Raw genomic sequence first — 18533 nt, forward strand, 5'->3', positions numbered from 1 at the left:
GCCGCAAAGCGTGGAAAATCACATGGGCTGCATAAGAAAGAAGCGGAGGCAGAAAAAGATGTTTCCGCTTCCGCTTTGTACAGCAGTGGTTCAGATGTGATAAATCTCCCTGTTGTAGGCTTCTATTTCATCTGCTATGATCTCATCTGTCTTAGGATAAATGGTTCCCGCAAGGCCGTAAGTCATGCAGGGGATAAAGTGGCCGGCAGGTCCGTAGGTGCTGCATGCTCTGCGCACATCTGCGCGGATTTCTTCTTCTTGGGCATCTTCCCGGTCTATGGTGGCATCAATGCCGCCCATGAGGGTCATGCGGCCATCAAGCTGTTTCTGAAGCTTTACAATATCATTTTCCGGCAGAACACCCTGCCATACATCCACACCGATCTCCACCATATCCTCTATGATAGGCTCCAGGAAAGAATCCGCGTGGTGCATGACCAGAACGCCGTGGTCGTGCATATATCCGTAAATGCGGCGGTAGTGTTCTTTGAAGAACTGTCTCCAGATATCAGGCTGCATAAACAGGCTGGTTTTAGAACCCCAGTCATCGTGTGACAGGATAATATCCGGATGGAGATTGTCTACCAAAAGCTTTGCGTACTGAAAGCGGTATTCCGCGATGGCATCCACCAGTTCCTGCATGGATTCCGGCTCCAAAAGCAGATTCATAAGAGCATCCTCAAAGCCCATGAGAAAATGGCTCTGTTCAAAGATTCCGGTGCCCATAAAACCCAGAACTAGTTTCTGGCTGCGGTCTACCTGGGCGGCAGAACTTAGGGCCTCCTCCCACCCATCACTGCAGTTGGCGATCAGATTAGGTACCTTCACGGATTCCTGCCATTGGGTCACGTCCGGACATACCTTATTGGACTCTGTCACATGGGGCATTGGACCGGGAGCGTCCTGGGGGAAGAGGATTTCGGTTCCCCACCGGTCCACAGAAGTTTTGCCTCTTACACGGTTCCCTCTGGTGAATTTCTGCAGAGGGTCATTCATGATCGGTACAAAGGGCTGGTACTGATTGACCAGGCGGTCCGGTGTTCCGTCTTTTTTCAGGGTTTCCAGGAAATTTTCTTTTGGTGTCAGCATATTGATCCCTCCAATTCTGCATATTTGATCCGGCTGTAGCGGTACAGTTCGTCTGCCAGATTCACAGCACGGTCCGGTTTCTCATCCTTTAAGCGGCAGGCGAAGCGGCCTGTCATAGCCAGTTCATCTACTTTTTTGTGTATATCCGCAACCGCGTCCTCGTCGCTCATGTCTGCGGGGATGATATACAGAGTACACTGTGCCAGATCTTTTCCGTATTCTTTCATGATGGCAGCCTTGTCATTGGCGCTGTCCTGGCCCTCCCAGGCATCAAATCCTGCCTCAATGATCAGGGGCATCAGTGTTTTGATACAGCCGCAGGAATGCAGGCAGATGTACATGCCCATGTCATGGGCAGCCTTTGTGATTTTCTTGTATTGAGGCACAAACAGTTCCTCATAGGTGGAGGGCGAGAAGAAAGTGCTGATCTGTGTGCCCATGTCATCGTGGAAGAGGATCATATCCGCATGATAAACCTCATGAGCTGTCTTGATCAGTTCAATATGCCAGTCCGCCAGTTTGTCATAAAAAGCGGTCAACTCGTCAGGTTCTTCAATGAGGGCACAAAAGGCATCCTCAAAACTGATAAGGTCAGCGGTTCTCTCGAAGAATCCGTTTACAATGACAAAGTAGGAAAAACGGTCCGGTGCGATCCTGCCTTTATAATTTTCCTCATAATCTTTTTTCCAGTCGATAGCGGATAAGTCGGGGAATTCCAGTTCTTCCCTCCATTTTGTAATATCGGATAGTCTTTGGGTTCCGGGTTTTACCATGGCGGCTTTTGTGTTCGGTTCATATTCCCATTCTATGCCGAACCAGTCCGTACCCCCAAAATTGCGAGCCTTAGCATCGGGCATTACAAGGGGCTGTATGGCATTGTTGTCCAGGGTCTGATTGGGAACCCAGAGCGGCATTTTTCCCTCCAGCATGCGGAGCATATTTTCTTTTGGTGTAATGGGGCGGTTATATTTGGGGACAATGCTGTCCGGTGCCCCGTAAATGCCGGGCATATTATATTCGCCTATAATTTCCAATTCTTTTTCGTCAAATTTCATGATCAGAGACCTCCTGTTTTATATGTTCCATTAATTACCGCTTCTTGCGGCGATTTCTGCGGAATACTGTTCCACTTTTTCTTTTGTCAGACGGAAGCCGAAGAGAAGAAGTACGGCTGCCACGATCAGAGCCAGGGCGGGAATGACCATAAATGCCATGCAGATACCCTTTTTCAGCTCCACAGATGCCATTGCAGCGTCAATACTTGGGTCAAAAGCAGCAAAGGCAAGGCAGGCGGAGATGATAATACCCCTTGTCATAACGCCGACTTTCAGAGGTACGTTCTGAAGGCCGCTGATCCATCCAGTGGCATTTTTTCCGGTCTTCCATTCAGAGTAAATGATGGTATCAGCGTAGAGAGCAGGTGTACAGGCGTAGGCGATACCATATCCGAACTGTGCCGCGGACATGAGGATAATGACGACAGTCACATTGGCATATGTGAAGTTGGCGGCAATGAGGATGACTGCCATAGCAAAAAAGGTGACGATAGTAGTAGTTCTGGTGGAAATCTTTTTGGCCATGTTTTTTGCAAGATAAGAACCGATCACACACAGGATATTGGAGATAAGAATGTACCTGGCCAGCAATCCTGCATTCTGTGCCACATACGTAAAATAATAGATAGCGACGCCGGAACACACAAAGTTGAACATCCATTTTGCCAAATCCGCCAACAGCAGAGAGAGAAGTGGAGGGTTCTGCAGCAGCGCTTTTACCAGATCCATGCCGCCTGTCTTGCTGGTGTCTTTTTTTGCAGCGGAGCTGTCGGCGGCAGCTTCCATTTCCTCGTATCCGTCGAACATTTTAAAGTGTGTAAAATACAGCACTGCCATGATGCATCCGAGGACAAAAGCAGTTGCCCCGTACTGGCTTTTTTCTCCGATCATACCTGCAAAGAGTGCTGCCAGAGGCGGTCCCACATAGGAGAAGATGACCTTTGAAAAGTTGGCCCATGCAGCTCTTGTGGAGGCCAGATGCGCCCTGTCATCCGGGGTTTTGCCGGCAACAGCGATCATGGATACATTGGCCACATAGGGGAAGTTCCATACAATATGGCTGACAACAGCCGCTATGATTATGATAGCTATGGAGAGCGGGCCGTCACCGATCTTCAGGAACTGGAATGCATAGAGGAACGGCACCATCCATGGCAGAAGGATCAGCCAGGAACGGTAACGGCCCCATTTCTTCGGCTTTATGCTGTTTAAAATTGCTCCGTATATCCAGGAGAGGCAGGCGTCAATAACGCTTGCGGTGGTGGTGATAAAGGAGACGGTGGCAAGACCAAACTGTGCCAGATTCGTGAGGAAAAAGTTGAAATAATAACTCTCCACATTGGTCATCAGGGTAAAGCCGCAGTCACCAACCCCGTAGAACAGCTTCAGCGCTTTGCTCAACCCTTTTTTCTCGGATTTTTCAGTACCGGAATTACTTTTACTACTCATCTGAATTTCTCCCTTCCTGTGGGACAAAATGCGCACTTGTCCACTCCTACTTTTTGCTCACATACCGGTATGCTGCAATAAATTTATAAAATCAGTATATAACAGGATTTATTTTGCGTAAATCCGCACAGGGTTTCATTCGGAGAAAATAGATTCCTACTTTTTGTAGCATATGGTGTGATGAAAATGACGAAAGTATTTTTTGACTTTACAAACAAATTTACATCTGTATATAATGAAAGTATCTTATATTATGTATGTATGCATATATAACGGCGTGCTGCTGAAGGAGGAATAGTTATGTATGAAGCATTGTATGCGTCCGTCCCTGACGCGGATGCCTATCTGGAACGGATCCACTGTAAACGCCGGACAGCGCCTACAAGGGAATATTTGGATGAGCTGGTTTATGCCCATCAGCTCTATGTGCCTTTTGAGAACCTGGACATCCGGCTGTTTAGAAAAGAAATTCCGCTGGATATTGAAAGTATTTATGAGAAAGTCGTGGAAAAGCACAGAGGCGGTTACTGTTTTGAACTGAATGCTTTGTTTACGGCTTTATTAAAAGACCTGGGATTTCATGCCAGCTCATGTATGTGCCGGATCACCAGGAATAAGAATTATGTGCCGCTGGTGCTTCATAGGGGGATTATTGTGGAGATGGACGGCGTAAAGTATTTCTGTGACGTTGGCTACGGCGGCCCCATGCCTCCCGGTGCTGTACCGGTGCAGGACGGCGCAGTGATGGACAGCAGGGGAGAGCGGTACTATATGTATAAGGATGAGGTTCCCTGGTGGACCATGAAGAGGAGGACCGGCAGCGGGGAGATCGAGTCCATGCTCCAGTTCTACACCATGCCTCAGGAGGCGGTGGATTACATACCTATGAATGAGTATTGTTCCAAAAATGAAAACTCAGTGTTCTGCCGGACTCTTTACGTAAATAAAAGAACAGAGAACGGAAGTGTATCTGTTATGGGAAACAGATTCACAGAGGTGAGAGATGGGAAAACAGTGCAGGACAGGGAGTTTGGGGAGGAGGAATTAGAGGAGCTTTTGGAGAGGTATTTTGGTATTTGCCTTTAAAAGGATGGTATCATATACAGTTATTTTTAATATTGAAAAGTTATTATTTATAAAAATACGGCAGCAAATCCATTGAGTACGGATTCGCTGCCGTATTTTTACGGGAAATGACACGAGGTTCATAATGTGCTTATATCTATTGTATGGACCTTTTTTGTAGAGCTTGTACATGCCGGATTTTGATGATTATGGATTTGTGGCAGTATACAGACGGAACACATTGTCTTGATGGAAAGGGACAAGAAACTCGTATTTGATATTAGAAATGCCAATACTACATTTAATATAACGGACAAAATATCATAACAGACATACAGATCAATAGGGGAGAAGTAGGGCAAAATATCGATTTACAGAATAGATTTGAAAAAATCCCCAAAATAAGTTATGATATAGGACGAATCCGAAACAGAAAGGAAAAACGTATGGGTTGGGAATTTACAATATTGGATGCTTTACAGCAGATACACACCCCTCTGCTGGATAAGATTTTAGTATTTATCACATCTCTGGGAAATGCAGGATGGTTCTGGACCGTTCTTGGCCTGGTGCTGCTCTGTGTAAAGAGATACAGAAAGTACGGTGTCCTGGTGCTGGGAGCGCTGATATTTTCCGCGTTGTTTGGAAATATTATTTTAAAGCCGCTTGTGGCGAGGCAGCGTCCGTGCTGGATCAACGAGACGGTGGAGCTTTTGGTCCGGGTGCCCAGGGATTATTCGTTTCCTTCCGGCCACACCCAGGCTTCTTTTGCTGCGGCCACAGCACTTTTTACAGAAAATAAAAAGGCAGGCATCTGCGCCTATGTACTGGCTGCCCTGATCGCCTTTTCACGTCTGTACCTGTATGTGCACTTCCCTACAGATGTGCTGGCGGGAGTTGTCATTGGCATTTGCTGCGGGCTTTTGTCTGCATATGTGTTTGACTGTGCGGGGCGTAAGAGGGGAACCCGGGCAAAGGAATAAGGAAGGATAACAGGAGAACAGAGATGAGAAAAGATTTAAAAATGATAGCGATCGATCTGGACGGTACACTCCTTCGGGATGACTGCACCATATCGCAGCGGACCAGGGAAGCGGTGGAGGAGGCAGGAAGAAGAGGATATCTTGTGGTTCCCACTACAGGTCGCTCATACCGCAATGCCCGGTTTGTTTTAAAAGACTTCAAAGAGATTTCCTATTATATAAACGGCAACGGTTCCGTGATCAGCAGCGGCAGGACAGAGGATGTCCTGTATTTTCATGGAATGGACATGGATAATGTCAGGAAGATCTATGAGCTTGCAGCAAAATATGATACCTACGTGGAAATCTATGCGGGTCAGGACGCCTATATGGATGCCAAGGGTCAGGAAGTGATCAGAAGATGCGGCCTTCCTGAGGAATACTGTGATCAGCTTCTTGCTACCAATAAAATGACAACGGATTACAGGAAGCTTCTGGCAGGGGATCATATCCGTGTGGGAAAGATACATATATTAGTATCCAAAATGGAAGAAAAGGAAAAGCTGATAAAGGAAATAGATCTGCTTCCAGGCGTACACCCTATTTCCGTTATCCCTAATAATATAGAAGTAGTACACGGCAGATGGAGTAAATGGAATGCTATTGTAAAGCTGGCAGATATGATCGGGGTCAGACAGGAAGAGATCATGGCAGTGGGTGACAGTAATAATGACTATGAGATGCTTTTAAATGCCGGTTACTCTGTGGCTATGGGCAATGCCTGTGACAGGGTGAAGGAGATCAGCAGTGCGGTGACAGACACCAACGAAAATGACGGTGTTGCAAAAGCAATTGAGAATATACTGAATCAGAAATAGAAAGGACGAACAGAAATGGCAAAGAAAACAACCTATGATGCCAGCAGTATTACAGTTCTGGAAGGGCTGGAGGCTGTAAGGAAGCGGCCCGGTATGTATATCGGAAGTGTTTCCCGGAAAGGTTTGAACCATTTGATTTATGAAATTGTAGACAATGCGGTGGATGAGCATCTGGCCGGTTTCTGCACAGATATCCGCGTGACACTGGAGCGGGACGGCTCCGCCACTGTGGAGGATAACGGACGGGGAATCCCGGTGGGGATGCATGAGAAAGGAATGTCGGCGGAGAGGCTTGTATTTACCACACTGCACGCAGGCGGAAAATTTGATGATTCTGCCTATAAGACAAGCGGCGGCCTTCACGGCGTGGGTTCCTCTGTTGTCAATGCCCTTTCCACATATCTGGACATTAAAGTCAGCAGGGAAGGTTATATCCATCATGACCACTATGAGCGGGGAATTCCTACCATTGAGTTGGAGGATGGCCTGCTGCCGAAGCTGGGCAGAACCAGAGCAACGGGGACACTGGTGAACTTTCTTCCGGACCCGGAGATTTTTGAGAAGACCCGTTTCTCCGCCACAGAGGTCAAGAGCCGGCTGCACGAAACAGCCTATCTGAATCCTGAACTGACCATTGTCTTTGAGGATAAAAGAGGGGACGAGCCGGAGAGTATGACCTTTCATGAGCCGGAGGGGATCGTTGGTTTTATCAAGGATCTGAACAAAAAATGTGAGATACTCCATGAGCCTGTCTATTTTAAAGGGGAATCAGAGGGGATCACCGTGGAGGTTGCCTTTCAGTATATCAATGAATTCAGGGAAAATGTGCTGGGATTCTGCAACAACATTTACAATGCGGAAGGGGGAACCCATCTGACCGGATTCAAGACCACTTTTACATCCGTGATGAATAACTATGCTAGAGAACTGGGAGTTTTGAAGGAAAAAGACCCCAACTTCACAGGTGCGGATATCAGAAACGGTATGACTGCAGTTGTTTCCATTAAACACCCCTCCCCGCGGTTTGAGGGACAGACCAAGACAAAGCTGGACAATCAGGATGCGGCAAAGGCCACAGGGAAAGTCACAGGGGAAGAGGTTGTCCTCTTTATGGACAGAAACCTGGATACACTGAAAAATATCCTCTCCTGTGCTGAAAAGTCTGCGAAGATCAGAAAGACAGAGGAGAAAGCTAAGACCAATCTGCTGACAAGGCAGAAATACTCCTTTGATTCCAACGGCAAGCTGGCAAACTGTGAAAAGAGAGACCCCTCCCTGTGTGAGATCTTCATCGTGGAGGGAGATTCTGCGGGTGGAAGTGCGAAGACAGCCAGGAACAGGAATTTCCAGGCCATTCTTCCCATCAGAGGAAAGATCCTGAACGTGGAGAAAGCCACCATTGACAAGGTGCTGGCAAACGCGGAGATCAAGACCATGATCAATGCCTTTGGCTGCGGTTTCTCAGAAGGGTACGGCAATGACTTTGACATCACCAAGCTGCGCTACGACAAGATCATCATTATGGCAGATGCCGATGTGGACGGTGCCCACATCTCTACGCTGCTTCTGACTCTGTTTTACCGGTTCATGCCGGAGCTTATCTATGAGGGACACGTGTATATCGCCATGCCGCCTCTTTATAAAGCTATGCCCGCCAAAGGAAAAGAGGAGTATCTCTATGACGATAAGGCCCTGGAGCGGTACAGGAAGAGGCATAAAGGCCCCTTTACCCTGCAGCGGTACAAAGGTCTGGGTGAGATGGACGCGCAGCAGCTCTGGGAGACAACGCTGAATCCGGAAACCAGGCTTCTGAAGCTGGTGGAGATCGAAGATGCCCGAATGGCATCCGAGGTGACAGAGGTACTTATGGGAACAGAGGTGCCCCCGAGAAAAGCATTCATCTATGAGCACGCCCAGGATGCGGAATTAGACATATAGGAGGAGCAAAATGGCGAACGTACAGGATAATATCATCAGAACAGAATATTCGGAGATCATGCAGAAGTCATATATTGACTATGCCATGAGTGTCATCGTCGCCCGCGCCCTTCCGGATGTGCGGGACGGCTTAAAACCGGTTCAGCGGAGAACTCTTTACGATATGTACGAGCTGGGTATCCGCTATGACAGGCCGTACAGGAAATGTGCCCGTATTGTGGGAGACACCATGGGCAAATACCATCCCCACGGTGACAGCTCGATCTATGAATCCCTGGTGGTTATGGCACAGGAGTTTAAAAAAGGCCAGACCCTGGTGGACGGCCACGGAAACTTTGGTTCCATAGAGGGTGACGGGGCTGCTGCCATGAGATACACAGAGGCACGGCTTGAAAAAATAACCCAGGAGGTCTATCTGGCAGATCTGGACAAGAACGTGGTGGACTTTGTCCCGAACTTTGACGAGACGGAAAAAGAGCCGGCAGTGCTCCCTGTCAAGGTGCCGAATCTCTTGTTAAACGGCGCGGACGGCATTGCTGTAGGTATGGCCACCAGCATCCCGCCCCACAATTTGAATGAAGTCATTGACGGTGTCATTGCCTATATGAAGGACAATACGATCACCACAAAAGACCTGATGAAATACATCAAAGGCCCTGACTTTCCCACAGGTGGGATCGTGGTCAATAAGGATGATCTGCCATCCATCTATGAGAGCGGAAGCGGCAAGATCAAGCTCCGTGGCAGAGTGGAAGTGGAGAAAGGAAAAGCCGGAAGAACCCTTCTGGTGATCACAGAGATCCCCTACACCATGATTGGAGCCAACATCGGAAAATTCCTGAATGACGTGGCAGCTCTTGTGGAGACGAAAAAGACTACAGATATTGTGGATATTTCCAACCAGTCCTCAAAAGAAGGGATCCGCATTGTCCTGGAACTGAAAAAGGGCGCGGATGTGGAGAACCTGACCAATATGCTGTACAAGAAGACAAGGCTGGAGGATACCTTTGGAGTCAACATGCTTGCCGTTGCGGACGGAAGACCGGAGATCCTAAGCCTGAAACAAGTCATTGAGTACCATGTGGACTTCCAGTTCGAGGTTGCTACCAGAAAGTATCAGACTCTTCTAGCGAAAGAGCGGGAAAAACAGGAGATCCAGGAAGGCCTGATAAAAGCCTGTGATGTCATTGATCTTATCATTGAGATCCTCAGAGGCAGCAAGAACCGGGAGCAGGTGAAAAATTGTCTGGTAAGCGGCATTACAGAGGGAATCCGGTTTAAGACAAAGACCAGCGAACGCCAGGCCAAAAAGCTGCAGTTCACAGAGCGGCAGGCCACGGCCATACTGGATATGCGCCTCTATAAACTCATTGGCCTGGAGGTCCAGGCGCTTATGGCAGAGCATGAGACAACTCTGAAAAATATCGCCCGCTATGAGGATATTCTCAACAACTATGATTCCATGGCAGCAGTCATCATTGATGAGTTGAAAGCTGTAAAAAAAGAATTCGGGAGAAAACGTATCACATCTGTTGAAAATGCTGCCGAAGCCGTATATGAGGAAAAGAAGATCGAGGAGATGGAGGTTGTTTTCCTTATGGACCGTTTCGGATATGCCAGGACCATTGACAAGGCGGCGTATGAGCGGAATAAGGAGACAGCAGACAGCGAGAACAAATATATATTCTCCTGTATGAATACAGACAAGATCTGTGTGTTCACAGATTCCGGGAGAATGCATACCATCAAAGTGCTGGATCTGCCCTTCGGAAAGTTCAGGGACAAGGGAACTCCCATTGACAATGTGAGTAATTTTGACAGCTCTGCAGAACAGATGGTGTTTGTGTCAAGTCTCTCGGGGATCAAAGATTCCATGCTGTTTTTTGCCACAAAGACAGGCATGCTGAAGCAGGTGGCAGGAACGGAATTTGACGTGTCAAAGCGGACCATAGCGGCGACAAAGCTCGGGGAGGGTGACCGGTTAGTCTTAGTACAGATCGCAGACCCCATGGAATATGTGGTGCTTCAGACAAAGAACGGATTCTTTCTGCGTTTTATGAAGGAGGAGGTTCCGGATAAAAAGAAAACTGCCATCGGCGTGCGCGGCATCCGCCTTGCCGGGGATGATGAAGTGGAGCATGCCTATCTTCTGGAAAGCCGTACAGACTATACTGCTGTCTATAAAGAAAAAAATGTGGCTCTGAACAGACTTAAGCTGGCAAAACGCGACACAAAAGGTACAAAAATAAGAATATAATTTATAGATGATCCAGTCACGGTGAACAGAGCGGATATGGAGGGGCTATGAGATATCGTTTGAATAAGAAAATGTCAGGTCTCGGGGAAAAAGAAATCCTGGCACCAGGGGACTGCCTGATTGAGATACTGACAGTGGAATCCTACAAAAGAAAATACGGGGACAGCGCTCCCGGCCGCCTGCTTCTTCGGAGCCTGGAACACGTGCATTTCTGTAAGGCAGAGCTGCAGAAGGATTGTGTGGTGGGAACTTTTTCCGTGCCGCAGAAAGAAAAACTTCTGGAAAAACCCATCTCTTTCGGGTATTATATGGATAAAGAGAAGCTGCTGTTTGTAGATGAGTCAGGATTTGTGGCCCATATCGTAAAAGAGATGGAGGAGATCCGGTTCCAGGAACAGAGCTATGTGGCACATTTTCTCTTTGAATTTATGGAGCGTCTCATAGAGGATGATGTCCGTTTTCTCCAGGCGTATGAGCTGAAGATGACAGACATGGAGGATGGTCTGTTCCGTGAAGAGATTAAGGATTGTCCGGCTAGGATGCTGGCTGTGCGCAGGGAGCTTCTGCGTATGAACACATACTATGACCAGCTTGCAGATTTCTGTGAAATGCTGGAGGAGAACTACACAGGATTTCTGGGGGAAGAGGACTGCCGGCTTTTTCGGGTGATGGGAAAGAGGATACAGCGCCTTGCTGACAACACCAGAAACCTGCGGGAATACACGCTCCAGATCCGGGAGATGTATCAGGCCAGGACTGCGGAACGGCAGAATAAGATCATGCAGTTTCTAACGGTGGTCACCACTATTTTCATGCCTCTTACTCTGATCACCGGCTGGTATGGCATGAATTTTGTCAATATGCCTGAGATCCATTACAGGGGCAGCTATTTTGTCATCATCGGCGTAGTGATCCTGATCGTGGTGATCGAGATTTTGTATTTTAAACATAAGAAATGGTTTGACTAGGAGAATATGCCTATGAGAAAGAGAGTATACAGTCTGGTTCTGTGCGCGTTACTTGCGGCTTCCCTTCTGCTTTCCGGCTGCGGCAGGGGGATAGAGACAGAGGCAGAGACCGATGCTAAGGACAGTGTGTCTGATTCTTTGCAGAAGAAAATATATCAGGTTTTCGAGCCGAAGAAGGAAGAAATCCCGGAGGCCGATGCCCTGCAGTATGTAAACGGAGAATACATACCCTATGGATACGAGAGTCTGACAGAGAATCAGCAGAAGCTTTACAGACAGCTTTTAAACGGGATCCTGGAATATAAGGACATGGTCACCGTTGACTACTGTACAGAGGAGGATATTAACCTGGTCAATAATATGGTGTTTGTGGACCATCCAGAATTTTTTTGGCTGGACCAGCAGTCTTATACCTTCCAGGGAGATGCCGATGCAGATACGGCGGGGAGTGTGGACCTGCAGCTTGTGTACAATATAGATAAGTCAGAGATCGAGTCCGCCAAGGCAGGCATTGAGGCAGCGGCAGACCAGTGGATCTCCCAGGTTCCGCCGGATACGGATACTTATGGAAAGATCAAGTATATTTACGAGTTTTTAAGCCAGAATATAGCGTATGACCAGTCCTGTCCGAACAATCAGAATATTCAGAGCGTTTTTCTGAACCAGGTCACGGTGTGCGCCGGTTTTTCCAAAGCAACCCAGTATCTGTTGGGAAAGATGGGGATTTTCTGTACGCTGGTCACCGGAACGGCGGCTCCCAACAACGAGGAGCACGCGTGGAATCTGGTGAAAATAGGGGATCATTACTACTATGTGGATACCACCTGGGCAAACCCCGGTTTTTCTGAAACACAGGAGGGGGTGGTTGTGCAAGAAATATCCTACACGTATCTGTGCTGTGATGCCTCCACACTTCTTGCGACACATACACCGGACGATCTTCTGCCCCTGCCGGAGACTGTGGACGACAGCTATAACTACTATAAAATGAACGGTACCTGGTACTCTTATTATGACGAGAATGAAATCTATCATATATTGACGAACTCCATATGGGAGGGAAAGGAACGGGAGGATTTTAAGTTTGCCGATGCGGAGAGTTACCAGCAGGCTGTGGCTGCTATGGTGAACGGCGATCTGATCGAGCGGGCCGTACGGGAAGCCTATCAATTCGGAGAAGGTGAGACTTATCAGTGGAACATAGGGTACAGTGATGAGGATAAACTTTTGACCGTGTATTGGTAAAAAACGCTTTGCTAAAAGGCCTTGCCGGGGGAATAGTTACAAAAACACTTGCAACTTCCCTGTTTTAGTGGTATTCTGGTATAGAACTTGATAATCACGATAACATAAGAGTGGGCCTGCGGCCCACTCTTATTATGTAGTGGGATACTAAGTACCCAATAAAGTTGCCATATAGTAACTGTCCGGTCAGGTTAGTGTATTGACTGTACTGCCTGTGTTTAGAGCAGTTACATTACAAATATAAAGTTTGAGCAATAACTTTATCGAGTACCAGATAGAAAATGCGGAAGAAGGTGAAAGAATGAGTCAGAGAGAAAAATACGAGCAGAAAGCAGAGGACCTGATAACACCCATACTGGAGAACAATGGGTTTGAACTTGTGGATATGGAATATGTGAAGGAAGGCAGTAACTGGTATCTGCGTGCCTACATTGACAAAGAAGGCGGCATTACTGTGAATGACTGTGAAGTTGTCAGCAGAGCATTTTCTGAAAAGCTGGATGAAGAAGATTTTATCGACACTGCTTATATTATGGAAGTAAGTTCCCCGGGCCTTGGAAGACCTTTGAAAAAAGAGAAGGACTATGAGAGAAACATGGGGAAAGAGCTGGAGATCAGAACTTACCGTGCCATTGACCGGGAAAAGGAGTTCTACGGCACACTGAAAGCCTATGATACAGACAGCGTGACCATTGAAAACGAGGATGGGGAGCGTACCTTTTTAAAGTCTGACATTGCGCTGATCAGGCAGGCATTTGACTTTTAACAGCAGTGGATATTATATAGAAGAAATTCAGGAGGATGTAAAAAATGAATACAGAGTTATTAGAGGCGCTGGATATTCTGGAAAAAGAGAAATCCATCAGCAAAGATACGCTTTTGGAAGCCATTGAGCAGTCCCTGATCCAGGCGTGCAAGAACCATTTCGGCAAAGCTGACAATGTGCATGTGAATATCAACCCTGAGACCTGTGACTTCGGCGTGTACGCAGAGAAGACTGTGGTAGAGGAAGTGACAGATCCGGTTATGGAGATCAGTCTGGCTAATGCCAAGATGATGAATTCCCAGTATGATCTGGGAGATGTGGTGAATGTGGAGATCAAGTCAAAGGAATTCGGAAGGATCGCCACCCAGAATGCCAAGAATGTAATTCTGCAGAAAATCCGTGAAGAAGAGAGAAAAGTGATCTTCAACCAGTATTACGGAAAAGAAAAAGATGTTGTGACAGGTATTGTCCAGAGAAGTCTGGGCAGGAACTACAGCATCAATCTGGGCAAGGCAGACGCCATACTGACAGAAAACGAACAGGTAAAGACAGAGGTGTTCCGCCCCACAGAGAGGATCAAATTATATATCCTGGAGGTAAAAGATACCCCCAAAGGACCCAAGATCCTGGTATCCAGGACCCATCCTGAGCTGGTGAAACGTCTCTTTGAGGCGGAGGTCACAGAGGTAAAAGACGGCACAGTGGAGATCAAGAGTATCGCCAGAGAAGCCGGTTCCCGTACCAAGATCGCTGTGTGGAGCAATGACCCGGATGTGGATCCGGTGGGTGCCTGTGTAGGTATGAACGGAGCCAGAGTCAATGCTATTGTGGAGGAGTTAAGGGGCGAGAAGATCGATATCATCAACTGGAGTGACAACCCGGCGCTTCTGATCGAGAATGCTTTAAGCCCTGCAAAGGTCATCTCTGTTATGGCTGACCCGGATGAGAAGACCGCTATGGTCATTGTTCCGGATTACCAGCTCTCCCTTGCCATCGGTAAAGAGGGACAGAATGCCAGACTTGCGGCCAGACTGACAGGATTTAAGATTGATATCAAGAGTGAGACACAGGCCAGAGAGTCCGGTGATTTCGAGTTCTATGAGGAAGAATTTGAAGAAGAGGGCTACGAAGAGGAAGGCTATGAGGAAGAGGGCTTCGATGGGGAATCCTATGAGGAACCTGCAGATATCCAGCTTCCCGGTGAAGAAGAGTAGGTGAGATTATGGGTACGGTCAGGAAAGTTCCTATGCGGAAATGTACCGGCTGCGGCGAGATGAAGAACAAAAAGGAGATGCTCCGTGTCTTAAAAACGCCGGAGGATGAGATCATCCTGGATGCCACAGGCAGAAAGAATGGCAGAGGGGCATATCTGTGTTTTGACAAGGAGTGCCTGCAGAAGGCCATCAAAAACAGGGGACTGGAGCGCTCTTTAAAGACAGCAATCCCGGCATCTGTATATGAGAGCCTGGAAAAGGAGTTTGATAAGCTTGAACATCAGTAAAGAACTGTCCCTTCTGGGACTGGCGGCTAAGGCCGGCAGAGTGGTGAGCGGTGAGTTTGCCACAGAGAAAGCAGTGAAGGCAGGAAAAGCGCGCCTTGTCCTTGTGGCAGGCGATGCATCAGATAATTCAAAAAAAAAGTTCTCCGATATGTGTGCCTATTATAAGGTACCCATATATCTGGTGGGAACAAAGGAGGAGTTGGGAGGTGCCATTGGAAAGGATTACCGCGCGTCTCTGGGTGTGACGGATGATAATTTCGCAGTGGCGATGAAGAAAAAGCTGGAACAGATGGGTAAATAAAAAGGAGGGCAATATATGTCAAAACTGAGAGTGCATGAAATTGCAAGAGAATTAGATAAGAGCAACAAGGAAGTTATGGATTTTTTGAAATCTAAAAATATAGATGTAAAGAGCCATATGAGCAGCCTGGAGGATGACCATGTGAGCTTGATACGAGCAAACTTGAGAAAGGGAAATGTGGCAGCAGCCAGCACAGATTCTGCAAAACCAGCAGCATCAGCAGAAGAAAAACCAAAGAAAAAGCTGATTCAGGTTTTCAGACCGCAGAATGCAAGTCATATGCCTGAGAGAAAACAAAAACCACAGAATCGTCCTGCAGAAGCAGGCAGTGTGCACAGCAGCAGCCAGCCGGGGAACAATCGTCCGGCACAGGGAGGAATGAAAACGGAAAGTACAGCAAATACTCAGAACAGGACAGATAACCGTCCGAGAACAAACAGCAATGGAGACCGTCCGAATCGTTACAATAACGATAACAGAAATGGTGACAGCCGTCCAAGAACAGGCAGTGGAGACGGTCAGAACCGTTATAACAATGACAACAGAAGCGGTGATAATCGTCCGAGAACAAGCGGAGACGGCCAGAACCGTTATAACAATGACAACAGAAACGGTGACAGCCGTCCAAGGACCAACACAGGAGACCGTCCGCGTTACAATAGCGACAACAGAAACGGTGACAACCGTCCAAGGACCAACACGGGAGACCGTCCGCGCTACAACAGCGACAACAGAAACGGTGACAACCGTCCAAGAACCAACACAGGAGACCGTCCGCGCTACAACAGCGACAACAGAAACGGTGACAACCGTCCAAGGACCAACACGGGAGACCGTCCGCGCTACAACAGTGACAACAGAAACGGTGACAACCGTCCAAGGACCAACACAGGAGACCGTCCGCGCTATAACAGTGACAACAGAAGCGGTGACAACCGTCCAAGGACCAACACGGGAGACCGTCCGCGCTACAACAGCGACAACAGAGGCGGAGATAACCGTCCAAGGACCGGCAGCGGACCGAACCGTTTCGGCGACAACCGCCAGAGAGGTACGGATAACCGTCCGGGCGGCGGATTTAACAGGGATAAAGGCGGCAAGGCAGATGCTCCCAAGCTGGAATTTGTGGAGAAAGACAGCCGCAAGTTAAACCGTGAGAATAAGAAAAAGGACGTTAAGAAGGATGACTTCCAGGCAGGCAGCAAACGCCCGAATCAGGGCGGCGGAAGACGTCCGAACCAGAGACTGCCAAAGGCTCTGCAGAGACCGAATACACAGCCTAAGGTGGAAGAGAAGAAGGAAGTTGTAAAAGAGATCACACTTCCGGAAAAAATGACCATCCGTGAGCTGGCTGAGAAGATGAAGATGCAGCCTTCTGTTATTGTCAAGAAACTTTTCATGGACGGTATCATGGTTACAGTGAACCATGAAATTGATTTTGAGAAGGCACAGGAGATTGCGCTGGAATATGATATCATTGCAGAACCGGAAGAAAAAGTGGATGTGATCGCAGAGCTTCTGAAAGAGGACGACGAGGACGCATCTTTACTGGTTGCAAGACCGCCGGTAGTCTGTGTTATGGGTCATGTTGACCACGGTAAGACATCTCTTCTGGACTGCATCAGAAATACCCATGTGACTGACAGGGAAGCAGGCGGTATCACACAGCACATCGGTGCTTATGTGGTCACCATCAATGACCAGAAGATCACGTTTTTGGATACGCCGGGCCATGAGGCGTTTACTGCCATGCGTATGCGTGGTGCCAATGCCACAGATATTGCGATCCTGGTAGTAGCTGCCGATGACGGTGTTATGCCTCAGACCGTGGAGGCTATCAACCATGCCAAGGCTGCCGGTGTTGAGATCATTGTTGCCATCAACAAGATCGATAAGCCAAGTGCAAATATTGAGAGAGTAAAACAGGAATTATCCGAATATGAGCTGATCCCAGAAGACTGGGGCGGAAGCACCATCTTTGTACCGGTATCCGCCCATTCAGGAGAGGGAATTGAGACTCTTCTGGAGATGATCCTTCTGACTGCTGAGGTAGCAGAGCTGAAAGCCAATCCGAAGAGAATGGCAAGAGGCCTTGTGATCGAGGCAGAGCTTGACAAAGGAAAAGGCCCTGTTGCCACAATCTTGGTACAGAAAGGTACCCTGCATGTAGGTGACTTCATTGCCGCCGGTGCATGCTCAGGTAAAGTACGTGCCATGATGGACGATAAGGGAAGAAGAGTAAAAGAGGCAGGTCCGTCCACTCCCGTAGAGATCCTGGGTCTGAATGACGTGCCGAACGCAGGAGAAATCCTGGTTGCAACAGAAAATGACAAAGAGGCAAAACATTTTGCTGCTACCTTTGTTTCCGAAAATAAAAACCGTCTGCTGGAAGAGACAAAAGCCAAAATGTCCCTGGATGATCTGTTCACACAGATCCAGGCAGGTAATTTGAAAGAGCTTCCTCTGATCGTGAAAGCCGATGTACAGGGTTCTGTGGAAGCAGTGAAACAGAGTCTTGTGAAGCTGTCAAACGAAGAGGTTGTGGTAAAAGTGATCCATGGCGGCGTGGGTGCCATCAATGAATCTGATGTTACCCTTGCAAGTGCATCCAATGCCATCATCATCGGCTTCAATGTACGCCCGGATGTTACGGCAAAGGCCATCGCGGAGCAGGAGGGTGTTGACCTTCGTCTGTACCGTGTCATCTATCAGGCCATCGAGGATGTGGAAGCAGCCATGAAGGGTATGCTGGACCCGGTATACGAGGAAAAAGTGATCGGTCATGCGGAAGTACGCCAGACCTTCAAGTCCTCCGATGTGGGTACCATCGCCGGTGGATATGTTCTGGACGGTATCTTCCAGAGAAACTGCAAAGTCCGTATCACCAGAGGAGAAGAACAGATCTACGAAGGTGTTCTGGCATCTCTGAAGCGTTTCAAGGATGATGTAAAAGAAGTGAAAGCAGGTTATGAGTGCGGTCTCGTATTCGAGGACTTCAGTGACGTTAAAGAGGAAGACAGGGTAGAAGCTTACATTATGGTGGAAGTGCCGAGATAGGA

The 18533-nt window shown here is 47.9% G+C and carries 15 protein-coding genes; 12 read left to right on the forward strand and 3 right to left on the reverse strand.

The window, feature by feature from the left end; translation table 11 throughout:
- Nucleotides 1–90: 90 nt before the first annotated feature.
- Genes BLCOC_RS10230 through BLCOC_RS10240 form a run of 3 tightly spaced genes read right to left on the reverse strand, consistent with a single transcriptional unit; the run spans nucleotide 91 to nucleotide 3593 of the window.
- A complete protein-coding gene (locus BLCOC_RS10230; protein WP_115625236.1) occupies nucleotides 91–1089 on the reverse strand; it encodes a uroporphyrinogen decarboxylase family protein in 999 nt (332 codons plus the stop codon).
- Complete coding sequence (locus BLCOC_RS10235) at nucleotides 1083–2144, reverse strand: uroporphyrinogen decarboxylase family protein (protein ID WP_018595019.1); 1062 nt, start codon at nucleotides 2142–2144, stop codon at nucleotides 1083–1085. Before BLCOC_RS10235 ends, BLCOC_RS10230 begins: the two co-directional genes overlap by 7 nt.
- 30 nt (nucleotides 2145–2174) lie before the next feature.
- Nucleotides 2175–3593 carry an MFS transporter gene (locus BLCOC_RS10240; RefSeq protein ID WP_029469666.1) on the reverse strand — a complete coding sequence of 473 codons (1419 nt, stop codon included), beginning with the start codon at nucleotides 3591–3593 and terminating at the stop codon, nucleotides 2175–2177.
- Between the two features lie 300 nt (nucleotides 3594–3893).
- Between BLCOC_RS10240 and BLCOC_RS10245 the strand changes: the two genes are divergently transcribed.
- From BLCOC_RS10245 to infB, 12 genes are all read left to right on the forward strand, one after another.
- Entirely contained in the window at nucleotides 3894–4679 is a 786-nt protein-coding gene (locus BLCOC_RS10245; protein WP_115625237.1) for an arylamine N-acetyltransferase family protein, read from the forward strand.
- 425 nt (nucleotides 4680–5104) lie between these two features.
- A complete protein-coding gene (locus BLCOC_RS10250; RefSeq protein WP_115625238.1) occupies nucleotides 5105–5641 on the forward strand; it encodes a phosphatase PAP2 family protein in 537 nt (178 codons plus the stop codon).
- 23 nt (nucleotides 5642–5664) lie between these two features.
- A complete protein-coding gene (locus tag BLCOC_RS10255; protein ID WP_115625239.1) occupies nucleotides 5665–6498 on the forward strand; it encodes a Cof-type HAD-IIB family hydrolase in 834 nt (277 codons plus the stop codon).
- 15 nt (nucleotides 6499–6513) lie between these two features.
- Complete coding sequence (locus BLCOC_RS10260; protein ID WP_115625240.1) at nucleotides 6514–8436, forward strand: DNA gyrase/topoisomerase IV subunit B; 1923 nt, start codon at nucleotides 6514–6516, stop codon at nucleotides 8434–8436.
- Between the two features lie 10 nt (nucleotides 8437–8446).
- Complete coding sequence (locus BLCOC_RS10265) at nucleotides 8447–10693, forward strand: DNA gyrase/topoisomerase IV subunit A (protein ID WP_029469664.1); 2247 nt, start codon at nucleotides 8447–8449, stop codon at nucleotides 10691–10693.
- Between the two features lie 47 nt (nucleotides 10694–10740).
- Nucleotides 10741–11661, forward strand: a complete 921-nt coding sequence (locus tag BLCOC_RS10270) for a magnesium transporter CorA family protein (protein WP_029469663.1) — start codon at nucleotides 10741–10743, stop codon at nucleotides 11659–11661.
- Nucleotides 11662–11673: 12 nt separating this feature from the next.
- On the forward strand, nucleotides 11674–12906 hold the full coding sequence (locus BLCOC_RS10275) for a transglutaminase domain-containing protein (RefSeq protein WP_018595011.1): 1233 nt from the start codon (nucleotides 11674–11676) through the stop codon (nucleotides 12904–12906).
- A gap of 301 nt (nucleotides 12907–13207) precedes the next feature.
- Nucleotides 13208–13672, forward strand: coding sequence for a ribosome maturation factor RimP (locus BLCOC_RS10280; RefSeq protein ID WP_018595010.1), 465 nt, complete (start codon nucleotides 13208–13210; stop codon nucleotides 13670–13672).
- A 44-nt stretch (nucleotides 13673–13716) separates the two neighbouring features.
- Complete coding sequence (gene nusA / locus BLCOC_RS10285) at nucleotides 13717–14886, forward strand: transcription termination factor NusA (protein ID WP_018595009.1); 1170 nt, start codon at nucleotides 13717–13719, stop codon at nucleotides 14884–14886.
- Nucleotides 14887–14894: 8 nt separating this feature from the next.
- Complete coding sequence (gene rnpM, locus BLCOC_RS10290; RefSeq protein ID WP_026255438.1) at nucleotides 14895–15173, forward strand: RNase P modulator RnpM; 279 nt, start codon at nucleotides 14895–14897, stop codon at nucleotides 15171–15173.
- Nucleotides 15130–15474 (forward strand): L7Ae/L30e/S12e/Gadd45 family ribosomal protein, encoded by a 345-nt coding sequence (locus tag BLCOC_RS10295; protein WP_044912519.1) that lies wholly within the window; start codon nucleotides 15130–15132, stop codon nucleotides 15472–15474. The genes rnpM and BLCOC_RS10295 overlap by 44 nt, the downstream gene beginning before the upstream one ends.
- Before the next feature lie 15 nt (nucleotides 15475–15489).
- The gene (infB, locus tag BLCOC_RS10300) at nucleotides 15490–18531 is read left to right on the forward strand and encodes a translation initiation factor IF-2 (RefSeq protein ID WP_115625241.1); all 3042 of its coding nucleotides are present in this window, start codon (nucleotides 15490–15492) and stop codon (nucleotides 18529–18531) included.
- The last annotated feature ends 2 nt before the right edge of the window (nucleotides 18532–18533 follow it).

Source organism: Blautia coccoides (genome assembly GCF_034355335.1).
GTDB lineage: Bacteria > Bacillota > Clostridia > Lachnospirales > Lachnospiraceae > Blautia > Blautia producta.